Below are 19,364 nucleotides of genomic sequence, written 5' to 3'. Positions count from 1 at the left end.
CGGGCGTCAGGTGGGTCCCTTGGCCGTGAAGGCCCCGGGCCGGGGCGCGGGTGCGGGCGCCTCCAGGACGGCGGGGGCCACCTGTTCGGAGGTGGCGTCCGCGGAGGACGCGGACTGGCTGCCCCGGCGGGCCACCACCTCGCGCACGCCGAGCGGCTGGCCTCCAGGCCCGGGCAGGTGCCGCTCTCCGGCGGCGCGGCAGTCGAAGGCGTCCGCGAGCCGGGCGGCCAGCGTCTCGCTCACCAGCACCTGGTCGCGCGCGGCCACGGTGGCCAGGCGGGCCGCGGTGTTCACCACGTCCCCCAGCACCGTGTGGTCCAGGCGCCCGCGCCCGGCCGCGCCCACGTTGCCTGAGACGACCGGCCCGGTGTCCACGCCCATGCAGACGCCGTGGGCGTACGGGGACGCATCGCCGCCGCTCCACGCCAGGCCCTGCAGCCGCTGCTTCACCGCGAGGCACGCGTCCAGCGCGCGCGACACGTGGCCCTCGCCCTGGAAGACGGCCATCACCGCGTCCCCCAGGAACTTGTCCACCACGCCGCCGCGCGACTCCAGCTCCGGGAGGATGACCTCGAAGTTGGCGTTGAGCCGGCGCAACGCGGACTCCGGCGCGTGCTGGCGGGTGACGGCGGTGAAGTCCGCGACGTCGAGGAAGGCCACCGTGGCGTCCAGCTGCTCGCCCGCGAGCCCGCCGGGGCCGCGCACCAGCGGCAGCACCCGGTCCACGATGCCGCCGTGCACGAACATGCGCAGCAGCGCGTTCTCCTCCGTGGAGCGCACCGCGCGGCGCAGCTCCGCCACGTGGCGCACCGTCTTGGCCAGCGTGGACTCCAGGTCGTCCAGGTCCACCGGCTTCACGAGGAAGTCGAACGCGCCCCGGTTCATCGCCGTGCGCAGGTTGGGCATGTCGCCGTACGCGGAGACGATGACCACCTTCACCAGCGGATCCACCTCGCCCACGCGCGACAGGAAGGTGAGTCCGTCCATGCGCGGCATGTTCAGGTCGCACAGCACCGCGTGCGTGTCCGGGTGCTGGCGCAGCGCCTCCAGGGCCTCCTCGCCGTCGCGGGCGAAGACGAAGCGGTAGACGCCGTCGCGCACGTGCCTGCGGAAGCGCTGGCGCATGAGCACCTCCACGTCCGGCTCGTCGTCCACCACCAGCACCGTGGCGGCCTGGCCAGCGCGGCCCGCCTCCACCAGCGCGACGAAGGCGGCGGCCAGCTCACGCGCGGAGGTGAAGCGCTGCTCCGGCTTCGGGTGCAGCGCGCGCTGGAAGAAGGCGTCCCCGCCCGCGCCCAGCTCCGGCACCAGCTGCGACACGGGCACCGCGGGCGGGTGGAAGGTGCCGCGCAAGAGGGCCCCCACGGACTCCGGCCCGTAGGGGAACTGGCCGGTGAGCGCGCGGTAGAGCACCACCGCGAGCGACCAGAGGTCCGCCCGCGCGTCCAGGTCCGGATCCGCGCGCAGCTGCTCCGGGCTCATGTAGCGCAGCGTGCCGGTGAGCCCCTCCGCCTGCGCGGGCGCGCCCGTGGGCAGCAGCGAGCGCGCGAGCCCGAAGTCGAGCACCTTCACCACCTCCTCGCCGTCCACGTGGGCGAGGAAGAGGTTGGCGGGCTTCAGGTCGCGGTGGACGAGTCCCGCAGCGTGCGCCGCCGCCAGGGCCCGGGCCACCGGCGTGACGAGCGCGGCCACGCGGGCCGGGGACAGACGCCCCTGCTGGGTGAGGCGCGTCTCCAGGTCCTCGCCCTCCAGCAGCTCCATGACGATGTACGGCACGCCGCCGTCCACGCCGGAGTCATGCACCTGCACCACGTGCGGGTGGCGCAGCCGGGCCACGGCCTGCGCTTCCTGCTCGAAGTGGCGGTGCGCCTCCGGCGTGCGCGCGACGACGTCGGAGGCGATGAGCTTGAGGGCCACGTGCCGCTGGAGTTGCAGGTCGACGGCCCGCCAGATGGCGCCCATGCCACCGCCGCCAATCCTGCGCTCCAGCGCGTACCTGCCGCCCAGTGGGCGTCCGGTGTCCATCGGCCCTGTGTCTCCGTCCCGGGCACGGCCTGGCGCACGTGCCCCGCGAAGCCGGGATGATGGCACACCTGGCCCCTCTCCCGGGTGTGCCCATTCAGTGCCGCCACCCCGGAGCCGCGGGGGCCCGGCCGCACGCCCGGTGTGGGAGGGGGAGCGTCAGGCGCGGGTCAGCGCCTGGGCGAGCCGGGGCAGCACGTCACCCGCCCTCGCCTCCACGCGCACATCCGCCAGGGCGTCGCCCCGGCTCTCCCCGATGTTGAGGATGCCGATGGGCAGGTGCCGGTCCGCGGCGCGTTTGACGAAGCGGTAGCCGGAGTAGACCGTCAGCGACGAGCCCACCACCAGGAGCGCGTCCCCCTCCTCCACCAGCGCGAACGCGTCCTCCACCAGCGGCGCCGCGACGTTGTCCCCGAAGAACACCACGTCCGGCTTCAGCGTCCCGCCGCAGCGCGTACACGCGGGGACGTGGAAGCCGTCCACGGCCTCCGCGGACAGCTCCGCGTCGCCGTCCGGACGCAGCTCCACGACGGCGTGCGCGAAGTCCGGGTTGAGGCCCAGCATCCGCGCCTGGAGCGACGCGCGGGGCTCCTGCGCGCCGCACGCCAGACAGCGCACCCGCGACAGCGCGCCGTGCAGCTCCAGCACGCGCTCACTGCCGGCCGCGTGGTGCAGGCCGTCCACGTTCTGGGTGATGAGGCCGGGCACCACGCCCGCCTTCTCCAGCGCCGCCAGCGCGAAGTGGGCCTCGTTGGGGCGCGCGGAGGTGAAGCGCGGCCAGCCCAGCAGGCTGCGCGCCCAGTAGCGCTGGCGCACCTCCGGCTTGTGCAGGAACTCGCGGTGCTGGATGGGGTTGCGCACCTTGTGGCGCGTCTCCGGGCCCCGGTAGTCGGGGATGCCGGACTCGGTGCTGCATCCGGCGCCGGTGAGCACCACGACGCGGCGTCCGCGCAAGAGCGAGGTCAGGGCGTCCACGCCCGCTTCGGGCGGCAGGGCGGCGACGGGGGAGTCCGAGAGGAGCGTCATTCCACCCTCCGTATAACGTGGCCCCCTCGTGCCCGCCTGCGAGCCCTCACCGGGTGAGGGCGTCCCGGGAGGGGTCCGCGGGCTTCGGGGTGGCCATGGCGGCCTTGAGGTCCTTGCGCGCGCCGGGGGGCAGCCTGGCGATCCACCGGTCCATCGCCTGGCGGAGCTCCGGCACGGAGGACTCCTCGTCGGGCAGCGCGGCGGCCTCCTGGCGGGCCTCGGCGACGAGCCGCACCGCGCGGGCCGGGTCCTGCTTCGCGTCCCAGAGGGCGCGGCCCAGCATGTAGCGCGCGGCGGGGCGCTCGGCCGGACGGGGACGGGCGCGCTCCCAGCCCGCGACGGCCTGCTCCAGCGGGGCCAGCGCCTCGCGCGGACGGCCCAGCACCATGTACGTGCGCCCCAGGTCCACCAGGGCGCCCGTCCAGCCGCCGTTCACGTCGTCCGGCAGGGACGTCTGGAGCGCGGCGGCGCGCTGGAAGTACGGCAGGGCCTGATCCGGCTGGTTGCGGTAGCTGAGCGTCTGGCCCATGCCACGGAGCACCAGCGCCAGCGTGGGGTGGTCCGGGCCCAGGCTCTTCTCCACCTGCTCGATGGCGGTGGCGAAGCGCTGGGTGGCCTCCTCCAGCCGGCCCAGGTGCACCAGCAGCGTGCCGATGTTGTTGACGATGATGGCCACGGTGGAGCTGTCGCGCCCCTCCGTCGTCTCGGCGATGTGGAGCGCGCGCTCGTAGAGGGGCAGCGCCTCCTCGCGCTTGCCCTGGTACTGCAGCGCCAGGGCCAGGCTGTTGAGCGCGTCCGCCACCTGCGGGTGGTCCTGTCCCAGCGACCGCTCCAGCAGCGCCAGCGCGCCCCGGGCCAGCCGCTCCGACTGCACGAAGTCCCCCTGCTGCCAGCGCACGCTGGCCTGCTCCAGGCGGATGCGCGCCACGTCCGGATGCTCGGGCCCCAGCGAGCCGCGCACGGTGCCCAGGGCGCGCTCGTACAGGCCCAGGGCCTCCTCCGCGCGCCCCTGCGAGCGGCGCACGGTGCCCAGCTCCACGCGCACGTCCGCGACCTCCAGGGCCTCCGGGCCGAAGCGCTTCTCCAGGAAGGACAGCGCGCGGGTGAGCTGCTCGTGGGCCTCCGGGTAGCGGCCCTGGCGGGACAGGAGCCGGCCCAGGTTCATCGCGAGCGCTCCGGCCAGCTCCCTGCTGCCGCCCAGCCGCTCCACCGCGGCGCTGGCGCGCTCCGCGGCCTGCTGCCCTTGCGCGTAGTGGTCCAGCCGCTCACCCGTGATGCGCACCGCCAGCGTCCATGCCCGGGCGGCGGCGTCGTCATTGCGGCCGGCCTCCGCGCTCCACGCGGCCTGGAGCACCGTGGCCTCCGCGCCCCGGTAGTCCCCTGCCCCGTCCTTCAATTCCGCGAGCAAGAGCAGCGCGTCCGCGGCGCCGGACCAGTCCCCCGCGGCGCGAGCGGCCTGGGCCACGGGCTCCACGCGCGCCACGCCCTGCGAATAGCGGCCGGCGGCGCGCAGGGCCCGGGCGTCCACCAGCGCCTGGAGCAGCGCGACGGTCCGGTCCCTCGCGGCGGCGTCATCCGGCGAGGAGTGGCCCCGCGACGTCAGCGCCTCCACGTCCGAGCAGCCCGCCAGCGGCGCCAGCCCCTCCACCGCGCGGGGCGCCCGCTCCACGAGGTCCGGATCCGCCTGCGTGAACAACTGCGTGAGCGCGGCCACGTCCGCCAGCCGCGCGTCCAGGCAGCGCATGCGCAGCGCCATCACCGCCTCGCTCTGCTCGTGCCGCACGCGGGTGGCCTCGCAGGCCGCCGTGCGCGTCGTTACCCACGCGGCGGTGTACGCGTCCAGGCTGCGGCGCACGTGGCGGAAGGCGTCGTGCGCGAAGCGGCGCTGGGTGCCGACGAAGGCCGCCTCCACCGCCTGCTGCCGGGGGGCGTCCCACACGCCGTCCATGGCGCGCGCGGCGCCCTCGCAGCCCGTGGGGTCGCGGCCGTGGAGCACGTGCGTGAGGCCCACCGCGGACAACAGCAGCAGCGACGCCCCGGCCACGCGCAGCCGCCGCGTCCGGAGCGACGCGGGGTCCGCCTGCAGCGCGGCGATGAGCGCCTCCATGGACGCGTGCCGGTCCTCGGGCTTCACCGACAGGCCCTTCAGCACCACCTTGCGCAGCCACTGCGGCACGCCGGAGTGCCGGGGCACGCTCTTCACGCGGCCCGCGTGCACCGCCTGGGACAGCTCCTCCACCGTGGAGCCCGCGAAGGGGCGCTCGCCGTAGAGCCCCTCGTAGAGCGCGACGCAGAAGCCGAACTGGTCGCTGCGCGCGTCGGTGCGCTCCTCGGGCGGGAACTGCTCCGGGGCCATGTACGCGGGCGTGCCGCCCTCCATGGCGCGAGGACGCGCGGGGCCTCCAGGCGTGACCGGAGGAGCCAGGGGGCTGGCCATGAAGCGCGACAGGCCGAAGTCGGTGACGCGCACGCGGCCGTCCTGGCCGACGAGGATGTTCTCCGGCTTCACGTCGCCGTGCACGACGCCCACCGCGTGCGCCGCGGCGAGCCCCCGGGCCACGGCGACGAAGACCTCCACCACCTGGCGCCACGGGTGGGGCCCGTCGTGCTCCCACTTGCGCAGCGTGTGCGCGTCCACCAGCTCCATGGCCAGGAAGACCTGCCGGCCGAAGGTGCCCACGTCGAAGACGGAGACGACGTGCGGGTGGGAGACGCGGGCCATGGCCTGCGCCTCGCGCAGCACCTGCGAGCGGCCGGCCTCCGCGCCCAGCCCCAGCGCTTCCACCTGAAGCAGCTTGAGCGCGACGCGGCGGTCCAGCTCCGGGTCATAGGCGGCGTACACGACGCTCATCCCGCCCACGCCCAGCATCTCCAGGATGAGGTAGCGGCCCACCGCGGTGCCGCGCGCGAGCGGCGGCGTGGGCAGGCGCAGGCGCGGCTTCTTTCCGCGCCATGGGTCCACGGCCAGCGTCGCCAGTTGGCTGTCGAGGACCTCCTCCTCGGGAGCGGGCTCCGGGGTGGACCCGGCGGTGGCGGGCGGCTGCACCTTCAGCGCCTCGGACACCATGCGCCGGCAGGAGGGGCAGGTGTCCAGGTGCTCGTCGACGAGCGCGGCCCTGTCGGGAGGCAGCGTCCCGAGCAGGAGGTCCATGAACGTGGTTTCGTCCAGACAGGCGAGGGGCATGGGAGGCACGCGGAGGGGCGGCAGCACAGCAGGAGTCACGGCCTGCGTCGAGTCACCCTGGGGACGTTCCAGCCGTTGAAGGGTTGCCTGCTCGGCGGGAGGGACGTCGGTTCGCGAACGCATGTGTGCATTTCGTTGTGACAGGAGGGCCTTTCTGGAAGCGTCCGAGCATGCGGCGCCTGCGACAACTCGGATGGGCCGGGCTGATCTCCCTGGTGCTGCACGTGCTCGTGTTCGGGCTGTTATGGACCGTGGAGCCGTCGTCCACCGGCAGCTCGGCCCGGCCGCGCGCGAAGACGGTCGAGGTGGAAATCATCACCGCGCCCTCCGTCGCGGCCACGACTCCACCGGTCCAGGAGCCCGCCTCGCCGCCCCCGGTGGCGACGCGGGAGCCCCCGAAGCCGCGCGCGCCGACGAAGAGCGAACCCACCCCACCGCCTCCGGCCGTAGCGGAGCGGGAGCCACCGGAGCCCACGCCGACGCGCGCTCCCCCGGAGCCCACGCCGCCTCCAGCCGTGGCGACACGGGAGCCACCGGAGCCCACGCCGCCTCCATCGGAGCCGAGCGCACCACCCGAGGTCCCACCGGCCGCGACACCGCCAGCGACCGCGACGCGCGAGCCCCCGTCGCCTCCCTCTGATGCCCCGCGCCCTCCCGCGGCCGACGTTCCCCTCTCCGGCATCGCGACCCGCGAGCCGGCTCCGGACGGGGACCGGCCCACGGCGGAGGCACCTCGCTCGCCTCCGGGCACCCTTCCCTCGAGCCTGCTGCCGTCACCGGGCTTGAGCGGCGGGGTGATCATCTCCACGCCGGAGAACTCGCGGGGCGGAGGCCGCACGCTGCGCCCCGGTGACCCGAGCCTGTCCGCGGAGTCCCGGCTCGCCGACGAGCGTGCGCTCGTGTCCGAGCGCGTGCAGGGCATCGTCGATGAGCGCCGCGCCCGTGACCGCGTGGACACCGGCCGGGTGCACCCCTACTTCGGCAAGCTGCGCGCACAGTTGGAGAAGCAGATGGACGCGCCTCCGCTCTTCGACATGCCCAGCTTCCCCAAGCAGATGCTGTACGCCTACGCGGAGAGGGCCCGGCAGTTCGGCGCCACCGGCGCCCCCGGCAACATTCCCGGGCCCCGGCAGGCTCCCAAGCCGGGCGAGCTCATCGCGCGGCGAGCCCGGAACGAACCCGGCTACAACCGGCTGCGCGGCCTCACCCAGGCGGGCGAGGAGCTCCAGGACTTCGCCCACGGCGTGAGCACCATGAAGCTCATCGTCACGCTGGAGCTGCTCCAGGGAGCGGACGGCACGCTGCGCGAGGTGAAGCTCATCAGCCGCAGCGGCAACCGCGCCTACGACGACTACGTGCTCCAGTCCGTCCCTCCCGCGCTGGGGAAGTTCCCCCCGCCGCCCCCGGATGCCATGGGCGTGCACACCGACGGCATCCGCAGCGTGTGGTCCGTGGAGGGCCGCGTCGTCTACGTGCGCAAGGTCAGCGAAATGAAGAAGGGCACGGACAACGTCTACCTCGCCGCCCTGGCCGCGGCGGGGCTGCTCGCCGGCAACTTCGATGAGACGACCGGCGAGGTCTACGTCATCGACGTGCGCAACCCGCACTTCGAATGCCGCTCGCGCCTGCTGCGCGTCTACTGACTCAAGGCGCGAACGCCGAGGGCCACCGCACGCCACCGCCCAGGGGCAGCAGCGCCTCCGCCACGTCGAGCAGCGCCCCGTCCGCCCACCGCCGTCCCACGAGCTGCACGCCCACCGGCAGCCCCGCTGACGTGTGCCCCATCGGGAACACCACGACAGGGCTCCCCGTCGCATTGAACAGGCTGGTGAACCCGCCAAAGGCCTCCAGGTAGGGGCGGGACACGCCGTCCACCTCCACCGGAGCACCGAAGGGCGTGTGCACCGGCGCGGCCGTCATCGCCACCGGCACGAGCCACGCGTCCCAACCGGCCAGGAAGTCCTCCAGCAGCGCGATGTGCCCGTCGCGCCGGGTGAGCGCCGCGCCATAGCCCGTCATGTCCAGATGCGTGCCCTGCACGATGGCCTTCGCCAGCAGGTCGCGCTCCAGCGGGAGGAACTGCCCCCGGTAGCCCTCGCGCACGGGCGGATCCAGGGGCGCGCCCACCTCGCCGCCCTCCATCAGCCCCCACACCTCCACGAGGTCCGCGAAGTCCTGCCCCGGCGGCACCGCCTGCTCCACCACGGCGCCCTCCGCGCGCGCGGCGGCGGTGAAGCGCTGGAGCAGCTCCCGCGTCTCGCGGTCCGCCTGGAAGGGCCCCAGCGTGTCCGCCCACGCCAGCCTCAGCCCCTTCAATGCCCGGGGCTTCGCGGCGCCCACCGGCACGACGGGCGGCACCTCCGGAGCGGACGGATCCGCGCCTTCGATGAGCGACAGGATGAGCCGCACGTCCGCCACCGAGCGCGCCAGCGGCCCCGCGCACGCCATGTGGCGCACGTGGCGAGGCCCGCCCGGCGCGTCCGGGATGTGGCCGAAGGTGGAGACGCGGTGCTCCGTGGGCTTGATGCCCACGACGCCGCAGTAGTGCGCCGGCTGCCGGATGGAGCCGCCGATGTCGCTGCCCACCTCGAACGGGGTGAGCCCCGCCGCGACCGCCGCCGCCGCGCCGCCGCTGGAGCCGCCCGGCGTGCGCCCCAGGTCGTGGGGATTGTTCGTCCGGCCCCAGAGCGGCCCGTCCGTCTGGAAGTCCCCGGCGAACGGCGGCAGGTTCGTCTTGCCGAAGAGGATGGCCCCCGCGGCCTGGAGCCGGGCCACCACGGTCGCGTCCCGCGCGGGCACGTACTCGGCCAGGGCCGGATGGGCGGACGTCGTGCGCAGCCCCTGGGTGCTGAACGCGTCCTTCACCGTGAAGGGAACGCCATGCAGGGGGCCCCACAGCTCGCCCCGGGCCAGCGCCGCGTCCGCCGCCTCCGCCCGCTTCCGGGCCGGGGCCTCGTTCCACGTCACCACCGCGTTGAGCGCGGGGTTGAGCTGGCGCGCTCGGGCGAGGAACGCATCCAGCGCCTCCACCGCGCTGCCCCGGCGCTCACGCAGGGCCGCGGCCAGCTCTGTGGTCGTGAGGGACACCAGCGGACGCGCTCCGGACTCCTGTGGCGAGACAGACGATTTCATGTGCGCTTCCTTCCCCCGAGGGCCTGCGCCGGTCGCCCGGCACCTCCAGGGTTCTACCAGCTCCTCAGCGCGCCCGGGCTTCCCGCACCGGGAGCGCGGGCGTCACCACGTAGGCGGACGCGGCCGCATCCACCTTCACCCGAGGGGGACGCCGGGACTCCTCGAAGAAGCGGTAGCCCGGCTCCAGGCCGCGCCAGAAGGCCTTGTGTGCGTCGGGGACGCCGGAGAGGGCCTCCAGCGCCGCGAGCCCCGCCGCGTCCAGCCGGCGCGGGAACACGTGCACCGGCACGTCGCGGCCCATGCGCGCGCGGGCCTCGGACACCATCACGTAGAGCGCCTCGATGGGGCCGTTCTCGATGGCCATGCACCCGATGCTGACGCAGTCGCCGTGGATGTAGATGTCCCCCCCGGGGTTGGCCGCGCCCAGCTTGCGGTCCAGCGCGTTCGGGTAGCTCACCCGCATGGACAGGTGGTACGCGCTCTTCGGGTTGAAGAGGTCCACCGTGTAGAAGCCCTCCGGGACCTGGAGGTCGCCAAAGGCCCGCTTCGGGCCTGGCTCGCCGGAGGCCGCGCAGATGGGGAAGGTGCGCACCTTCACGAGCGGCTGGCCCTTCTGCCCCGCCCAGGCCTCCAGCTCGCGCTCGGCCTTGAAGGCCCGGAGGTAGAGCTCCTGTGGGGGCCAGGACAGCCCCGCCTCCTTGAAGAGCTGGACCAGGCCGGCCGTCTGCCGCTTCCGGGCCTCCGCGACCCGGTCCTCGGCGTGGGCGCACAGCGAGGCCAGCAGGACACCCCATGCGAGCAGGACCTTCATGGGCAGAGCGCTCCTTGTGGAAAAACCGGTAGGACGCCCGCGGACGTCAATCCGGTCCCCGGGGCAGGGATGGACGGCGAACAGGATACCGGGACGGGGGCACCCCTGGCCCCCTGCTTCCCAAGCTGCTAGCAAGCGGTTCGTGGGCCTTCTGGATGACGTTCAGCGTGACGGCGATGGAAACCAGGGCCTGCCCGGTGTTCTCATCTCCAACGTGCATCATGGCGAGCAGGGGCCGCCGGTGTGCGCAGCGACTGAAGCTCCTCGCCCCGTGCCGTTCCGGCCTTTTGCCTAAGAATGAATGACTCCCTCGAGACCCTCCTCGCCGACGGCATCATCGACGCCGTCATCGGCCAGCTGAAGACGGGGAAGGAGGCGGAGGTGTGGCTGGTCCAGCACGCCGGCCAGGTCGTCGCAGCGAAGCTGTACAAGGAGCGCCACGAGCGCAACTTCCGCAACAACGCCGGCTACAAGGAAGGCCGCGAGGTGCGCAACTCGCGCACGCGCCGCGCCATGGAGAAGGGCAGCCGCTTCGGGCAGGCCGCCGCGGAAGAGGCGTGGAAGAACGCGGAGGCGGACTCGCTCTACAAGCTGCACGCGCAGGGCGTGCGCGTGCCCACGCCGGTGATGTTCTACGAGGGCATCCTCCTGATGGAGCTGGTGCTGGACGCGGAAGGACAGCCCGCGCCCCGGCTCGTGGAGGCCCCGCCCCAGACGCCCGAGGAGGCCGAGGCCCTCTACCTGGACCTGCGGGCCCAGGTGATTCGCACCCTGTGCGCGGACCTGATTCACGGGGACCTGTCGCCCTACAACATCCTGATGAGCGGCAACGGGCCGACCATCATCGACTTTCCGCAGACGGTGGCGGCGGCGCGCAACAGCCAGGCGGAGTTCTACTTCCGCCGCGACCTGGACAACGTGCGGCAGTACCTGGCGGGCTTCTCCACCCGGCTGGCGGGCCGTGCGGGCGACACGGGTGAAATCTGGAACGCGTACGTGCGGCGCGACCTGACGCCGGACTTCGTGCCGTCGGGCACGTTCCGAGAGGCGCCGCGCAAGCAGGGCGGCCCGGGCCGGCAGGGTTTCCGGCAGGAGCGCTATCCGCTGGAGGAGCAGCCCCGGCGCAACGAGTTCCGCCCGGCCCCGGCGCCCGTGGCGGCGGTGGAGGTGGAGGAAGGGCTCAGCGCGGAGGAGGCGGAGCTGCGCGCGCTGGAAGCCCTGGTGCTGCGCCAGGGTGGCGGCGAGCGCGGCAGGCCGGTCGTCACGCAGAGCCCGAGGGATGGGCGCCGTCGGGGTGGGTTCGGAGGAAAGCCGCCGCCGCGCAACGGCAATGCGCCGAGGCCCGGAAACACGGGACCGCAGCAGGCAGCGGGCAACAACAACCGGCCCAACGCAAACGCCGGGCGTCCGCAGCAGGGAGCCCCGCGAAACGGCGCGCCGGCACAGGGAGCGAATCCTCCAGCCGCACAAGCCGATGCGCGAGCGAACGGCCGGCCCCAGCAGGGAGGGCCACGCAACGGCAACCCGCGCAACGAGCCACGCCGCGATGGACGTCCGCCGCGAGCCCCCAACGGCGAGCCGCGAATGAACGGCCAGCCGAACGGAGAGAACAGCCAGCAGCACCTGAACGGCCAGCCGCACGGCGAGAATGGCCAGGCCCCGCAGCGCATGAACGGCCAGCAGCGACAGAATGGCCCGCAGCGCATGAACGGCCAGCAGCGCGGTGAGAATGGCCCGCAGCGGATGAACGGCCAGCCGCACGGTGAAAGCGGCCAGCAGCGCACGAACGGCCAGCGGCGCGGTGAGAATGGCCAGCAGCGCACGAACGGCCAGCCGTACCAGGATGGTCAGCCGCGGATGAACGGCCAGCCGCACGGTGAAAGCGGCCAGCAGCGTGTCGACGGCCAGCCCTACGGTGAGAACGATCAGGCCCAGCACCGTCAGAACGGTTCTCAGCGCCTGAACGGCCAGCCGCATGGTGAGAACGGCCAGCAGCGCATGAACGGCCAGCCGTACGGTGAAAACGGTCAGCGCCCGCAGCGGCAGAATGGTTCACAGCGGCAGAACGGTCAGCCGCGCATGAACGGCCAGCCCCCTGGCCGGGAGCCAGGCCTGAACGGACAGGCGCCGCAAGGTCAGAACGGTCAGCCGCATGGCACCGAGTCGCGCATGAACGGACAGCCTCACGGCGAGCCGGGCGCGAACGGCCAGGGGCCTCGGCAGAACGGCCGGCCGCAGCAGAACGGCGAGCCACGCCAGAACGGCCGACCGCCGCGCGGCGAGTGGCGCGCGAATGGCCGGGCGCAGCAGAACGGTGGACCCCGGCAGGAGGGCACGGAGGCGCAGTCGCGCACGAGCGGCCAGCCCCGGCAGGACGGCGGCGACTGGACGGCCGAAGCTCCGGCGCGGCAGGCACAGGACACAGCCGGGATGAACGGCCAGCAGCGCAATGGCGGCCCCCGGATGAACGGCCGACCGCCGCGCAACAACGGCTCCTTCCAGGACGGCGCCCCGCAGCAGAACGGCGAGCCGCGAATGAACGGCCGGCCGCAGCAGGACGACGAGTCGCGCCAGAACGGCCGGAGCCAAGGCCCGGGTCCTCGCGAGGCACGCGGAAACCTGCCCAACAACGGGCCCCGGATGCCCCGACAGGGCGCCGAGCGCGGAGGGGGACGTTCTTCCCGGGGTGCCGCCCCCCAGGTGAGCTACGTGGCCCGCCCGCCTGCGACCTCGTCCTCGAACCCCGAGACGGGCTCCACCTGAGCTACCGGTCCTGAAATCCGTCCTCGGGGCCGCTTGGTCCCGAGGCCCCCCATCGAAGGCGCAGCACACGAACTGGTCCGACAGTCGGACCAGTTGAGACCGCCGCCCTCCCGGGCTGGCTGGCAGCGTCAGCCGCCGCGCCAGGGACTTCCGCTCCGACCGGGCCGCACGAACTGGTCCGACTGTCGGACCCGTTGAGACACCACCGGTCCCGGCTGTCGAACCGGCCGCGTCAGCAGTGCCGCCTGGGGCCCCGTGAGAGCCTGTCCGGTCCGCCTTGGCGCCTCAGCCACTGTGCCTGGCCCCCCGCTCCGGCCAAGCCGCGCCATCTGGTCCGACAGTCGGACCAGTTGGGACCACCGCGCTCCCTGGCTGTGTGACCGACCGCATCAGCCACGCCTGAGTCCTTCGCGGTGACCGGGCCGAGAAACCTGTCCGACTATCGGACAGGTTTGGACCAGCCCAGTCATCCAGCCTGGGGAGGGGCCGCGTCAGCCGCCGCGCCAGGGACTTCCGCTCCGACCGGGCCGCGCTGACTGGTCCAACTGTCGGACCAGTTGAGACCGCCGCCCTCCCTGGCTGGCTGACCGGCCGCATCAAGCGCCGTGGCGGGGACTTCCCCCAACCGGGCCGCGGCCGCGCCCTACTCCGCCTTCGCCGGCTGTTCGTGTGCCAGCTCGTCGCGGAAGAAGCGGCTGCCCTTCGCGAGCGTCGCCATGTACGGCCGCACGTCCTCGCGGGCCTCCGCGCTCAGCGCCGCGAACGGCGTCACGTGCGCGTCCGGCACGTAGCGGAACGTCAGGTTGATGCGCCGCGTGCGGAAGTCCGGCAGCTCCGGCGGCATCACGTGGCCCGCGCGCGTATCCACCCGCTGCACCCGGTGGAACGTCTGGTCCTTCCACTGCGCCCCGCCAAAGAGCTGCAGCGACCCGTCGTCCAGCCACTGCTCCAACACCACCGCGTCGCGCTCGCCGGGCCGCGTGGACGTGACGAACTGGATGAGCGCGCGCTCGCCCAGCGACAGCGACGCCACCGGGCCCGGCTCGAAGTCCTTGTGCTCACCCACTCGCGCGGTGTCCACCCAGCGGCCGTCCTCCAACCGGCTGCCGTAGAAGTTCACCAGGCACGTGTTGAGGTGCCAGCCCTGCGGCATGTCCGGGCCCCGGAACATCCGCCGCGCCAGCGCCTCCACCTTCACGATCTGCCGCTCCAGCACCGCCGGGAATGGCTCCGCCTTCACGCAGCGGTCCTTCACGCCCTTCGGAGGCCGGTAGTAGTCCAGACACGCGAACTGCCAGTTGCCCAGCCAGTACACCGGCCGCAGCAACCGACGCTGTTGCTGCCCCTCCGGCGGCGGGAAGTGCTTCGAGTAGCGCTCCTCCCATAGCGGATGCAGCGTGCCCAACCACGCCAATATCTCCGCGCGGTCCGTCGAGGACAGGAAGCTCGCGTTGTAGTGGTGGCCGGGCGTGCGCTGCGCGGCCTTGCGCGCCAGCGGGGAACCCGGGCCCCTGCGGGGAGGCAAGGCCATGACTCGGTCCCTTATGCCTCGGAGGCGGCCACGTCGAACGCCAGCTCGATCATCTCGTCGAACGTCGTCTGACGGTCCTCCGGCGACAGGTGCTCGCCGGTCAGGATGTGGTCCGACACCGTGAGCAGCGCCAGCGCCCGCGCGCCGAACTCCGCCGCCACGCCGTACAGGCCGGCGATCTCCATCTCCACCGCCAGGATGCCCATCTTCGCCAGCGTCGCGTTGAGCGCTTCCTGCGGGTGGTAGAACAGGTCGGACGTGAAGACGTTGCCCACGCGCACCGGCTTGTTGCGCTTCTCCGCCGCCTCCACCGCGCGCCGCGCCAGCGTGAAGTCCGCCACCGCCGGGAAGTCGTGACCCATGGCGCGCATGCGGTTCACGTTGGAGTCCGTGCCCGCGCCCATCGCCACGATGACGTCGCGCAGCTTCACGTCCGTGCGCAGCGCGCCGCAGCTGCCCACGCGGATGAGCACCTTCGCGCCGTAGGTCCGCACCAGCTCCGTCGCGTAGATGGAGATGGACGGCACGCCCATGCCGTGCCCCATCACCGACAGCCGCTTGCCCCGGAAGGTGCCGGTGAAGCCCAGCATGTTGCGCACCGACGTGACGGGGCGCGCGTTCTCCAGGAAGCGCTCGGAGATGTAGCGCGCCCGGAGCGGGTCGCCCGGCATGAGGACCACTTCGGCGAAGTCACCGGGAGACGCGGAGATGTGCGGAGTTGCCATGGAACCTGAAGCCCTTTCAGCGCGCGGTCGACAGACCGGACGGAGCACCCGTGGGGACGGCCACCGGCGTCGGTGCCGGTGCGGCGGGAGTACACGGGTTGGGCAGCTTGCCCGAAGCCGCGGGCGACGTGTTCACCAAAGCGGGGGCCTGCGTCTGCGGAGGCATCCGGCGCGGCGGCAGCTGCACCGGCGGAGGGATGGGGCAGTGCGTGCATGGCCCCTTCAGCGGAATCACCAGCCGCCGGCCGATGCTCAGGAACGTGTTGCGCATCCGGTTGGCCTTCTTGATGGCCACCACGCTGGAGTTGTGGCGCATCGCGATGCCGCCCAGCGTGTCCCCGTTGCGGACCTTGTACATCATGAGGTTCTGGTCCGGCTGCAGCGCCAGCAGCGGCGCCACCCGGCGGCCCAGCTCCTGCGCGCGGCCGTTGAAGAAGCGCACGTGGAAGTGGTCGCGGTGCCGGCGCGCGTGCTTGATGAGCGAGTTGAAGCCCGCGTTGAACAGCGAATCCAGCCACGCCTTGTCCTCGCCAATGGACAGCGCGTAGTCGTACAGGACCTTCTGCACGCGCTTGTCCACGAGGATCATCTGCACGTCGGTGTTCACCACCAGCGAGCGCACCAGCGCCCAGTTCATGGCCACGTCGATGTAGCGCTCGCGCTCGCGCTCCCGCACCGGCTCCGCCGTCGGGTAGTAGAAGCCGAAGTCCACGTCGCGGCCGTTCTGGTGGCTCTTGTGCGGGCGCAGGTAGCCGCCGTCCTTGGTGGACAGGCGGTTGACGCGCAGCGGGGGCACGTTCGGGTACTGCGCGCGCACCGCGTGGATGGCGGCGGCCACGTAGTCCACCGTCTCCTTCGTGCCGTAGGCGATCTCCGGCGACACCACGAGCCAATCCTTGTCATCCGGCACGCGCACGCTGTTGATCTGCCGGCCGCTCTCCACGAAGCCGATGGACATGGAGCCCAGCGTGGACGGGTCCTTCTTCCACGCCTCGGTGAGCGCCTCGTCGGACAGGTCCGCGGTGTACACCGGCCCCGAGGGCGCGGCGGGCGCGAGCGGCGCCTGCATCTCGCCCTCTTCGCTCACGCCTTCGTCGTCGGTGGCGGCGGTGGCCTCGTCCTCTTCCTCCTCCGGCTCCACGGGGCAGGGGTTCTCACGCACGGCGGCGTCGGTGACGACGGCGGCCACCTCCGCCGGGGACGGCATCGCGGCGGGAGCACCGGACGCGGTGACCGGAGGCGTGGCCTGCGGGGCCGCACCCGGAGCCGTGGCCTGCGCGGGCGGCGCCGCGGCCGGAGTCTCCACGGGCGGCGTCGCTGACGCGGCCTGGGCCGGAGCCGGAGCGGGCGCCGGGACGGGGGTGACGACACGCGCGGCACAGCCGGCGCAGAGCAGGAGGATCAGGAGTGAGGAACGCACCGGGCCGAAGGATGACCCGAGATGCCCAGGCCACCAAGCGCGGAGCACGATTTTGACTGCGCGTACGCACCCCTGCCTGCCTGCTTCATGCCTGTCTCAAACGCTCCGCGTGAAGCCTTCCGCCTCCAGCACCTGCGACGCACGGCGTGGCGTGAGCACGTCGAACGGCAGCCGCCGCCCGCCGCCCATGGACAGCACGCGCTTGTCCTTGCTCACCAGCCACGCGGCGCCCGCGCGAGCGGCCAGCGCGAGGAACTTCTGATCATCCCGGTCCCTGCATGGCGGCAGTGCCACCGGAGTCCCCTCGCCGTCCGCGACCTGCACGAGCGCGCCGTACGCATCACGCACCGCCCGCTGCGCGTCCGACGTCAGCTTGAACGAGGGATAGGCGAGCACCAGCGCCAGCTCCTTCAGCGTGTGCCGGTCCGCCCACGCCGTCAGCGCGCCTGAACGCAGCGCCTCCTTCAACGGCCGCGTGAACGCGTCGTCGTAGACGAACACGTCCAGCACCACGTTGGTGTCCAGCACCACGGAACGAATGGCAGGCGCAGCGGAAGGCGTCTTCACGGGAAGGAACTTTCCGTCACCAACACCGCCCACACAACCCGGCCCACGCACCCATCAATCACAATGCACGGAGGGTCCATGGCAAAAGCAGAAATCATGGACAAAGATGCATCTCACTGAACCCCTCCCCCTGACCGGCCCCCGCCGGTGAAAGGTCTGTCCATGAAGCCCACGTCCCGTTCCCTGTGTCTGAGTTTGCTGAGCGCCGCTGCCCTGCTGGGTGGCTGTGGCGGCGAGGAGGCGCCCTCGTGGCAGGGTGAAGGCGCCGTGATGCCGCCGATGCAGACGCAGGTCGCCGGCAACGGGTTGAGCACGAGCGCGGCGTACTGCGACGACGTGACGACGTGGGACCCGGCCTGGGTGGCATTCGAGAACGAGGTGCTCACGCTCATCAACCAGCGCCGCGCGGCGGGCGCCACCTGTGGCGGTGTGGCGAAGCCGGCGGTGGGGGCGCTCGTCAACAACAACCTGCTGCGCTGTGCGGCGCGCAAGCACTCCAAGGACATGGGCACGAACAACTTCTTCAGCCACACGGGCTCCAACGGCTCCACGCCGTGGCAGCGCATGGCGTCCGCGGGCTACAGCTACCGGACGGCGGCGGAGAACATCGCCGCGGGCTACAGCACGCCGCTGGCGGTGGTGAACGGCTGGATGGCCAGCACGGGCCACTGCAACAACATCATGAACGGCGCGCTGAAGCAGACGGGCATCGGCTACTTCAACGCACCGTCCAGCAGCTACAAGGCCTACTGGACGCAGGACTTCGGCACGCCGTAGTCCCAGCGGGAGGGAGGGCGGAGGGCTATGCTGCGCGCCCCATGCCCTCCCCCTTCGCCGAGCACTTCCCCGCCCTGCGGTACGGCTTCAGCTACCTGGACAACGCCGCGGGCGCGCAGGTGCCCACGCACTGCATCGACGCCATCCATCAATTCCTCTCAGGCGGCAGCTGCAACGTGGGCCAGCCCTACGCCGCCTCCCGCGTGGCCACCGCGCTCAAGGCCCGCGCGCGCGAGGAGACGGCGGAGTTCCTCAATTGCCGGCCCGACGAGGTGATGCTCGGACCCAGCGCCACCGCGTTCACCTTCCAGGTGGGCCGGGCGCTCTCACGCCTCTTCCAGGCGGGCGACGAGGTGGTCATCTCCGAGCTGGAGCACGAATCCAACGCGGCCCCGTGGCGCGCGCTGGAAGCGCAGGGCGTGAAGGTGACCACCTGGCGCGCGAGCTGGCCGGAGGGCCGGCTGGAGGCGGCGGAGCTGCGCAAGCTCGTCACTCCGCGCACGCGGCTGGTGGCGGTGTCGGCGGCGGCGAACTCCGTGGGCGCGACGCCGGACGTGGCCGCCGCGGCGGAGGTGGCGCACGGCGTGGGCGCGTGGCTGTTCGTGGACGCGGTGCACTCCAGCCCGCACCACCTGCCGGACGTGCGCGCGTGGGGCGCGGACTTCGCGGTGTTCTCTCCCTACAAGGTCTTCGGTCCGCACCTGGGCTGTCTGTTCGTGCGGCGCGAGCTGCTCGCGGGGCTGCCGGCGGACAAGCTGTGGTTCATGCCGGATGACGGCCCGCAGAAGTTCGAGCCGGGCACGGCGAACCATGAAGGCTGGGCGGGCTGGCTGGGCTCGCTGCGCTACCTGCGCGACGTGCTGGGCGGTGGCCAGCCGGGACGCGAGGGATTGACGCGGGCCTTCCAGCGCATCACGCAGCTGGAGCAGCCGCTGCTGGAGGCCGCGCTGGAGCAGCTGTCGCGGCACCCGCGCGTGCGGCTCTACGGACCGAAGACGTCCGAAGGGCGCGTGGCGACGTTCTGCTTCAACGTGACGGGCCTCACGCCGCGCGCAGTGGCCGAGCACCTGGCGGAACAGGGCGTGGGCGTCGCCGCGGGGCACTACTACGCGACGATGGCGGCGCAGGCGCTGGGGCTGATGCCCGACGGCGCGGTGCGCGCCTCGCTGCTGCACTACAACACGGCGGAGGACGTGGGACGGCTGCTCGCGGCGCTGGACTCGCTCCCCTGAGGCCTGACGCGCGCGTCCACCAAGGCCAGCGGACGAGCCAGTCGCTTCCCGTGAGCACCTCCAAGCCCCCCGGGATGAAGGGCATGCCAATGAAAGACACCGCGGGGAGCAGGGGCTTGCCGATGCCGGCGGCCCCGCCCCACCCTGCCCGCCATGTCAAATGCCTGGAACGAC

At 72.8% G+C, this 19,364-nt stretch carries 13 protein-coding genes; 4 read left to right on the top strand and 9 right to left on the bottom strand.

Annotated features, from left to right (window positions below; all coding sequences use genetic code 11):
* Window positions 1-6: 6 nt before the first annotated feature.
* The 3 genes from JYK02_RS04295 to JYK02_RS04285 form a co-directional block, all read right to left on the bottom strand.
* Window positions 7-2,025 (bottom strand): protein kinase domain-containing protein, encoded by a 2,019-nt coding sequence (locus JYK02_RS04295; RefSeq protein ID WP_207048557.1) that lies wholly within the window; start codon window positions 2,023-2,025, stop codon window positions 7-9.
* 156 nt (window positions 2,026-2,181) lie between these two features.
* Window positions 2,182-3,048 carry an NAD-dependent protein deacetylase gene (locus JYK02_RS04290; RefSeq protein ID WP_207048556.1) on the bottom strand — a complete coding sequence of 289 codons (867 nt, stop codon included), beginning with the start codon at window positions 3,046-3,048 and terminating at the stop codon, window positions 2,182-2,184.
* Between the two features lie 46 nt (window positions 3,049-3,094).
* On the bottom strand, window positions 3,095-6,355 hold the full coding sequence (locus JYK02_RS04285; RefSeq protein ID WP_242588319.1) for a tetratricopeptide repeat protein: 3,261 nt from the start codon (window positions 6,353-6,355) through the stop codon (window positions 3,095-3,097).
* 128 nt (window positions 6,356-6,483) lie between these two features.
* Here JYK02_RS04285 and JYK02_RS40725 point away from each other — a divergent pair, with 128 nt between their 5' ends.
* The gene (locus tag JYK02_RS40725; protein WP_347402423.1) at window positions 6,484-7,875 is read left to right on the top strand and encodes a TonB C-terminal domain-containing protein; all 1,392 of its coding nucleotides are present in this window, start codon (window positions 6,484-6,486) and stop codon (window positions 7,873-7,875) included.
* A gap of 1 nt (window position 7,876) precedes the next feature.
* Here the strand turns inward: JYK02_RS40725 and JYK02_RS04275 are convergent, their stop codons facing one another.
* Both JYK02_RS04275 and JYK02_RS04270 read right to left on the bottom strand, forming a co-directional pair.
* Window positions 7,877-9,364, bottom strand: a complete 1,488-nt coding sequence (locus tag JYK02_RS04275; RefSeq protein ID WP_207048555.1) for an amidase — start codon at window positions 9,362-9,364, stop codon at window positions 7,877-7,879.
* 64 nt (window positions 9,365-9,428) lie between these two features.
* The gene (locus tag JYK02_RS04270; RefSeq protein WP_207048554.1) at window positions 9,429-10,175 is read right to left on the bottom strand and encodes a L,D-transpeptidase family protein; all 747 of its coding nucleotides are present in this window, start codon (window positions 10,173-10,175) and stop codon (window positions 9,429-9,431) included.
* A gap of 297 nt (window positions 10,176-10,472) precedes the next feature.
* Between JYK02_RS04270 and JYK02_RS04265 the strand changes: the two genes are divergently transcribed.
* A complete protein-coding gene (locus JYK02_RS04265; protein WP_207048553.1) occupies window positions 10,473-12,938 on the top strand; it encodes an RIO1 family regulatory kinase/ATPase in 2,466 nt (821 codons plus the stop codon).
* A gap of 643 nt (window positions 12,939-13,581) precedes the next feature.
* Here the strand turns inward: JYK02_RS04265 and JYK02_RS04260 are convergent.
* The 4 genes from JYK02_RS04260 to JYK02_RS04245 all read right to left on the bottom strand — a co-directional run bounded on the left by JYK02_RS04260 (window position 13,582) and on the right by JYK02_RS04245 (window position 17,181).
* Window positions 13,582-14,469 carry an alpha-ketoglutarate-dependent dioxygenase AlkB gene (locus tag JYK02_RS04260; RefSeq protein ID WP_207048552.1) on the bottom strand — a complete coding sequence of 296 codons (888 nt, stop codon included), beginning with the start codon at window positions 14,467-14,469 and terminating at the stop codon, window positions 13,582-13,584.
* Between the two features lie 11 nt (window positions 14,470-14,480).
* Window positions 14,481-15,194, bottom strand: coding sequence for a purine-nucleoside phosphorylase (gene deoD / locus JYK02_RS04255; RefSeq protein ID WP_207048551.1), 714 nt, complete (start codon window positions 15,192-15,194; stop codon window positions 14,481-14,483).
* Window positions 15,195-15,210: 16 nt separating this feature from the next.
* A complete protein-coding gene (locus JYK02_RS04250; RefSeq protein WP_207048550.1) occupies window positions 15,211-16,614 on the bottom strand; it encodes a penicillin-insensitive murein endopeptidase in 1,404 nt (467 codons plus the stop codon).
* 96 nt (window positions 16,615-16,710) lie between these two features.
* Entirely contained in the window at window positions 16,711-17,181 is a 471-nt protein-coding gene (locus JYK02_RS04245) for a putative toxin-antitoxin system toxin component, PIN family (RefSeq protein WP_347402422.1), read from the bottom strand.
* 162 nt (window positions 17,182-17,343) lie between these two features.
* On the opposite strand from JYK02_RS04245, the gene JYK02_RS04240 reads away from it, so the two are divergent.
* Window positions 17,344-17,958 carry a CAP domain-containing protein gene (locus tag JYK02_RS04240; RefSeq protein ID WP_207048549.1) on the top strand — a complete coding sequence of 205 codons (615 nt, stop codon included), beginning with the start codon at window positions 17,344-17,346 and terminating at the stop codon, window positions 17,956-17,958.
* A 41-nt stretch (window positions 17,959-17,999) separates the two neighbouring features.
* Window positions 18,000-19,190, top strand: a complete 1,191-nt coding sequence (locus tag JYK02_RS04235; protein WP_207048548.1) for a cysteine desulfurase-like protein — start codon at window positions 18,000-18,002, stop codon at window positions 19,188-19,190.
* Window positions 19,191-19,364: the final 174 nt, after the last annotated feature.

It is taken from the genome of Corallococcus macrosporus (assembly GCF_017302985.1).
Classification (GTDB): Bacteria; Myxococcota; Myxococcia; order Myxococcales; family Myxococcaceae; genus Corallococcus; species Corallococcus macrosporus_A.
This window is presented reverse-complemented; position numbering and strand designations above follow the sequence as displayed.

Coding starts and splice junctions, on each gene's coding strand:
- JYK02_RS04295 (WP_207048557.1), bottom strand. CDS start 2,025: ATGGACACCGGACGCCCACTGGGCGGCAGGTACGCGCTGGAGCGCAGG.
- JYK02_RS04290 (WP_207048556.1), bottom strand. CDS start 3,048: ATGACGCTCCTCTCGGACTCCCCCGTCGCCGCCCTGCCGCCCGAAGCG.
- JYK02_RS04285 (WP_242588319.1), bottom strand. CDS start 6,355: ATGCGTTCGCGAACCGACGTCCCTCCCGCCGAGCAGGCAACCCTTCAA.
- JYK02_RS04275 (WP_207048555.1), bottom strand. CDS start 9,364: ATGAAATCGTCTGTCTCGCCACAGGAGTCCGGAGCGCGTCCGCTGGTG.
- JYK02_RS04270 (WP_207048554.1), bottom strand. CDS start 10,175: ATGAAGGTCCTGCTCGCATGGGGTGTCCTGCTGGCCTCGCTGTGCGCC.
- JYK02_RS04265 (WP_207048553.1), top strand. CDS start 10,473: ATGAATGACTCCCTCGAGACCCTCCTCGCCGACGGCATCATCGACGCC.
- JYK02_RS04260 (WP_207048552.1), bottom strand. CDS start 14,469: ATGGCCTTGCCTCCCCGCAGGGGCCCGGGTTCCCCGCTGGCGCGCAAG.
- deoD (WP_207048551.1), bottom strand. CDS start 15,194: ATGGCAACTCCGCACATCTCCGCGTCTCCCGGTGACTTCGCCGAAGTG.
- JYK02_RS04240 (WP_207048549.1), top strand. CDS start 17,344: ATGAAGCCCACGTCCCGTTCCCTGTGTCTGAGTTTGCTGAGCGCCGCT.
- JYK02_RS04235 (WP_207048548.1), top strand. CDS start 18,000: ATGCCCTCCCCCTTCGCCGAGCACTTCCCCGCCCTGCGGTACGGCTTC.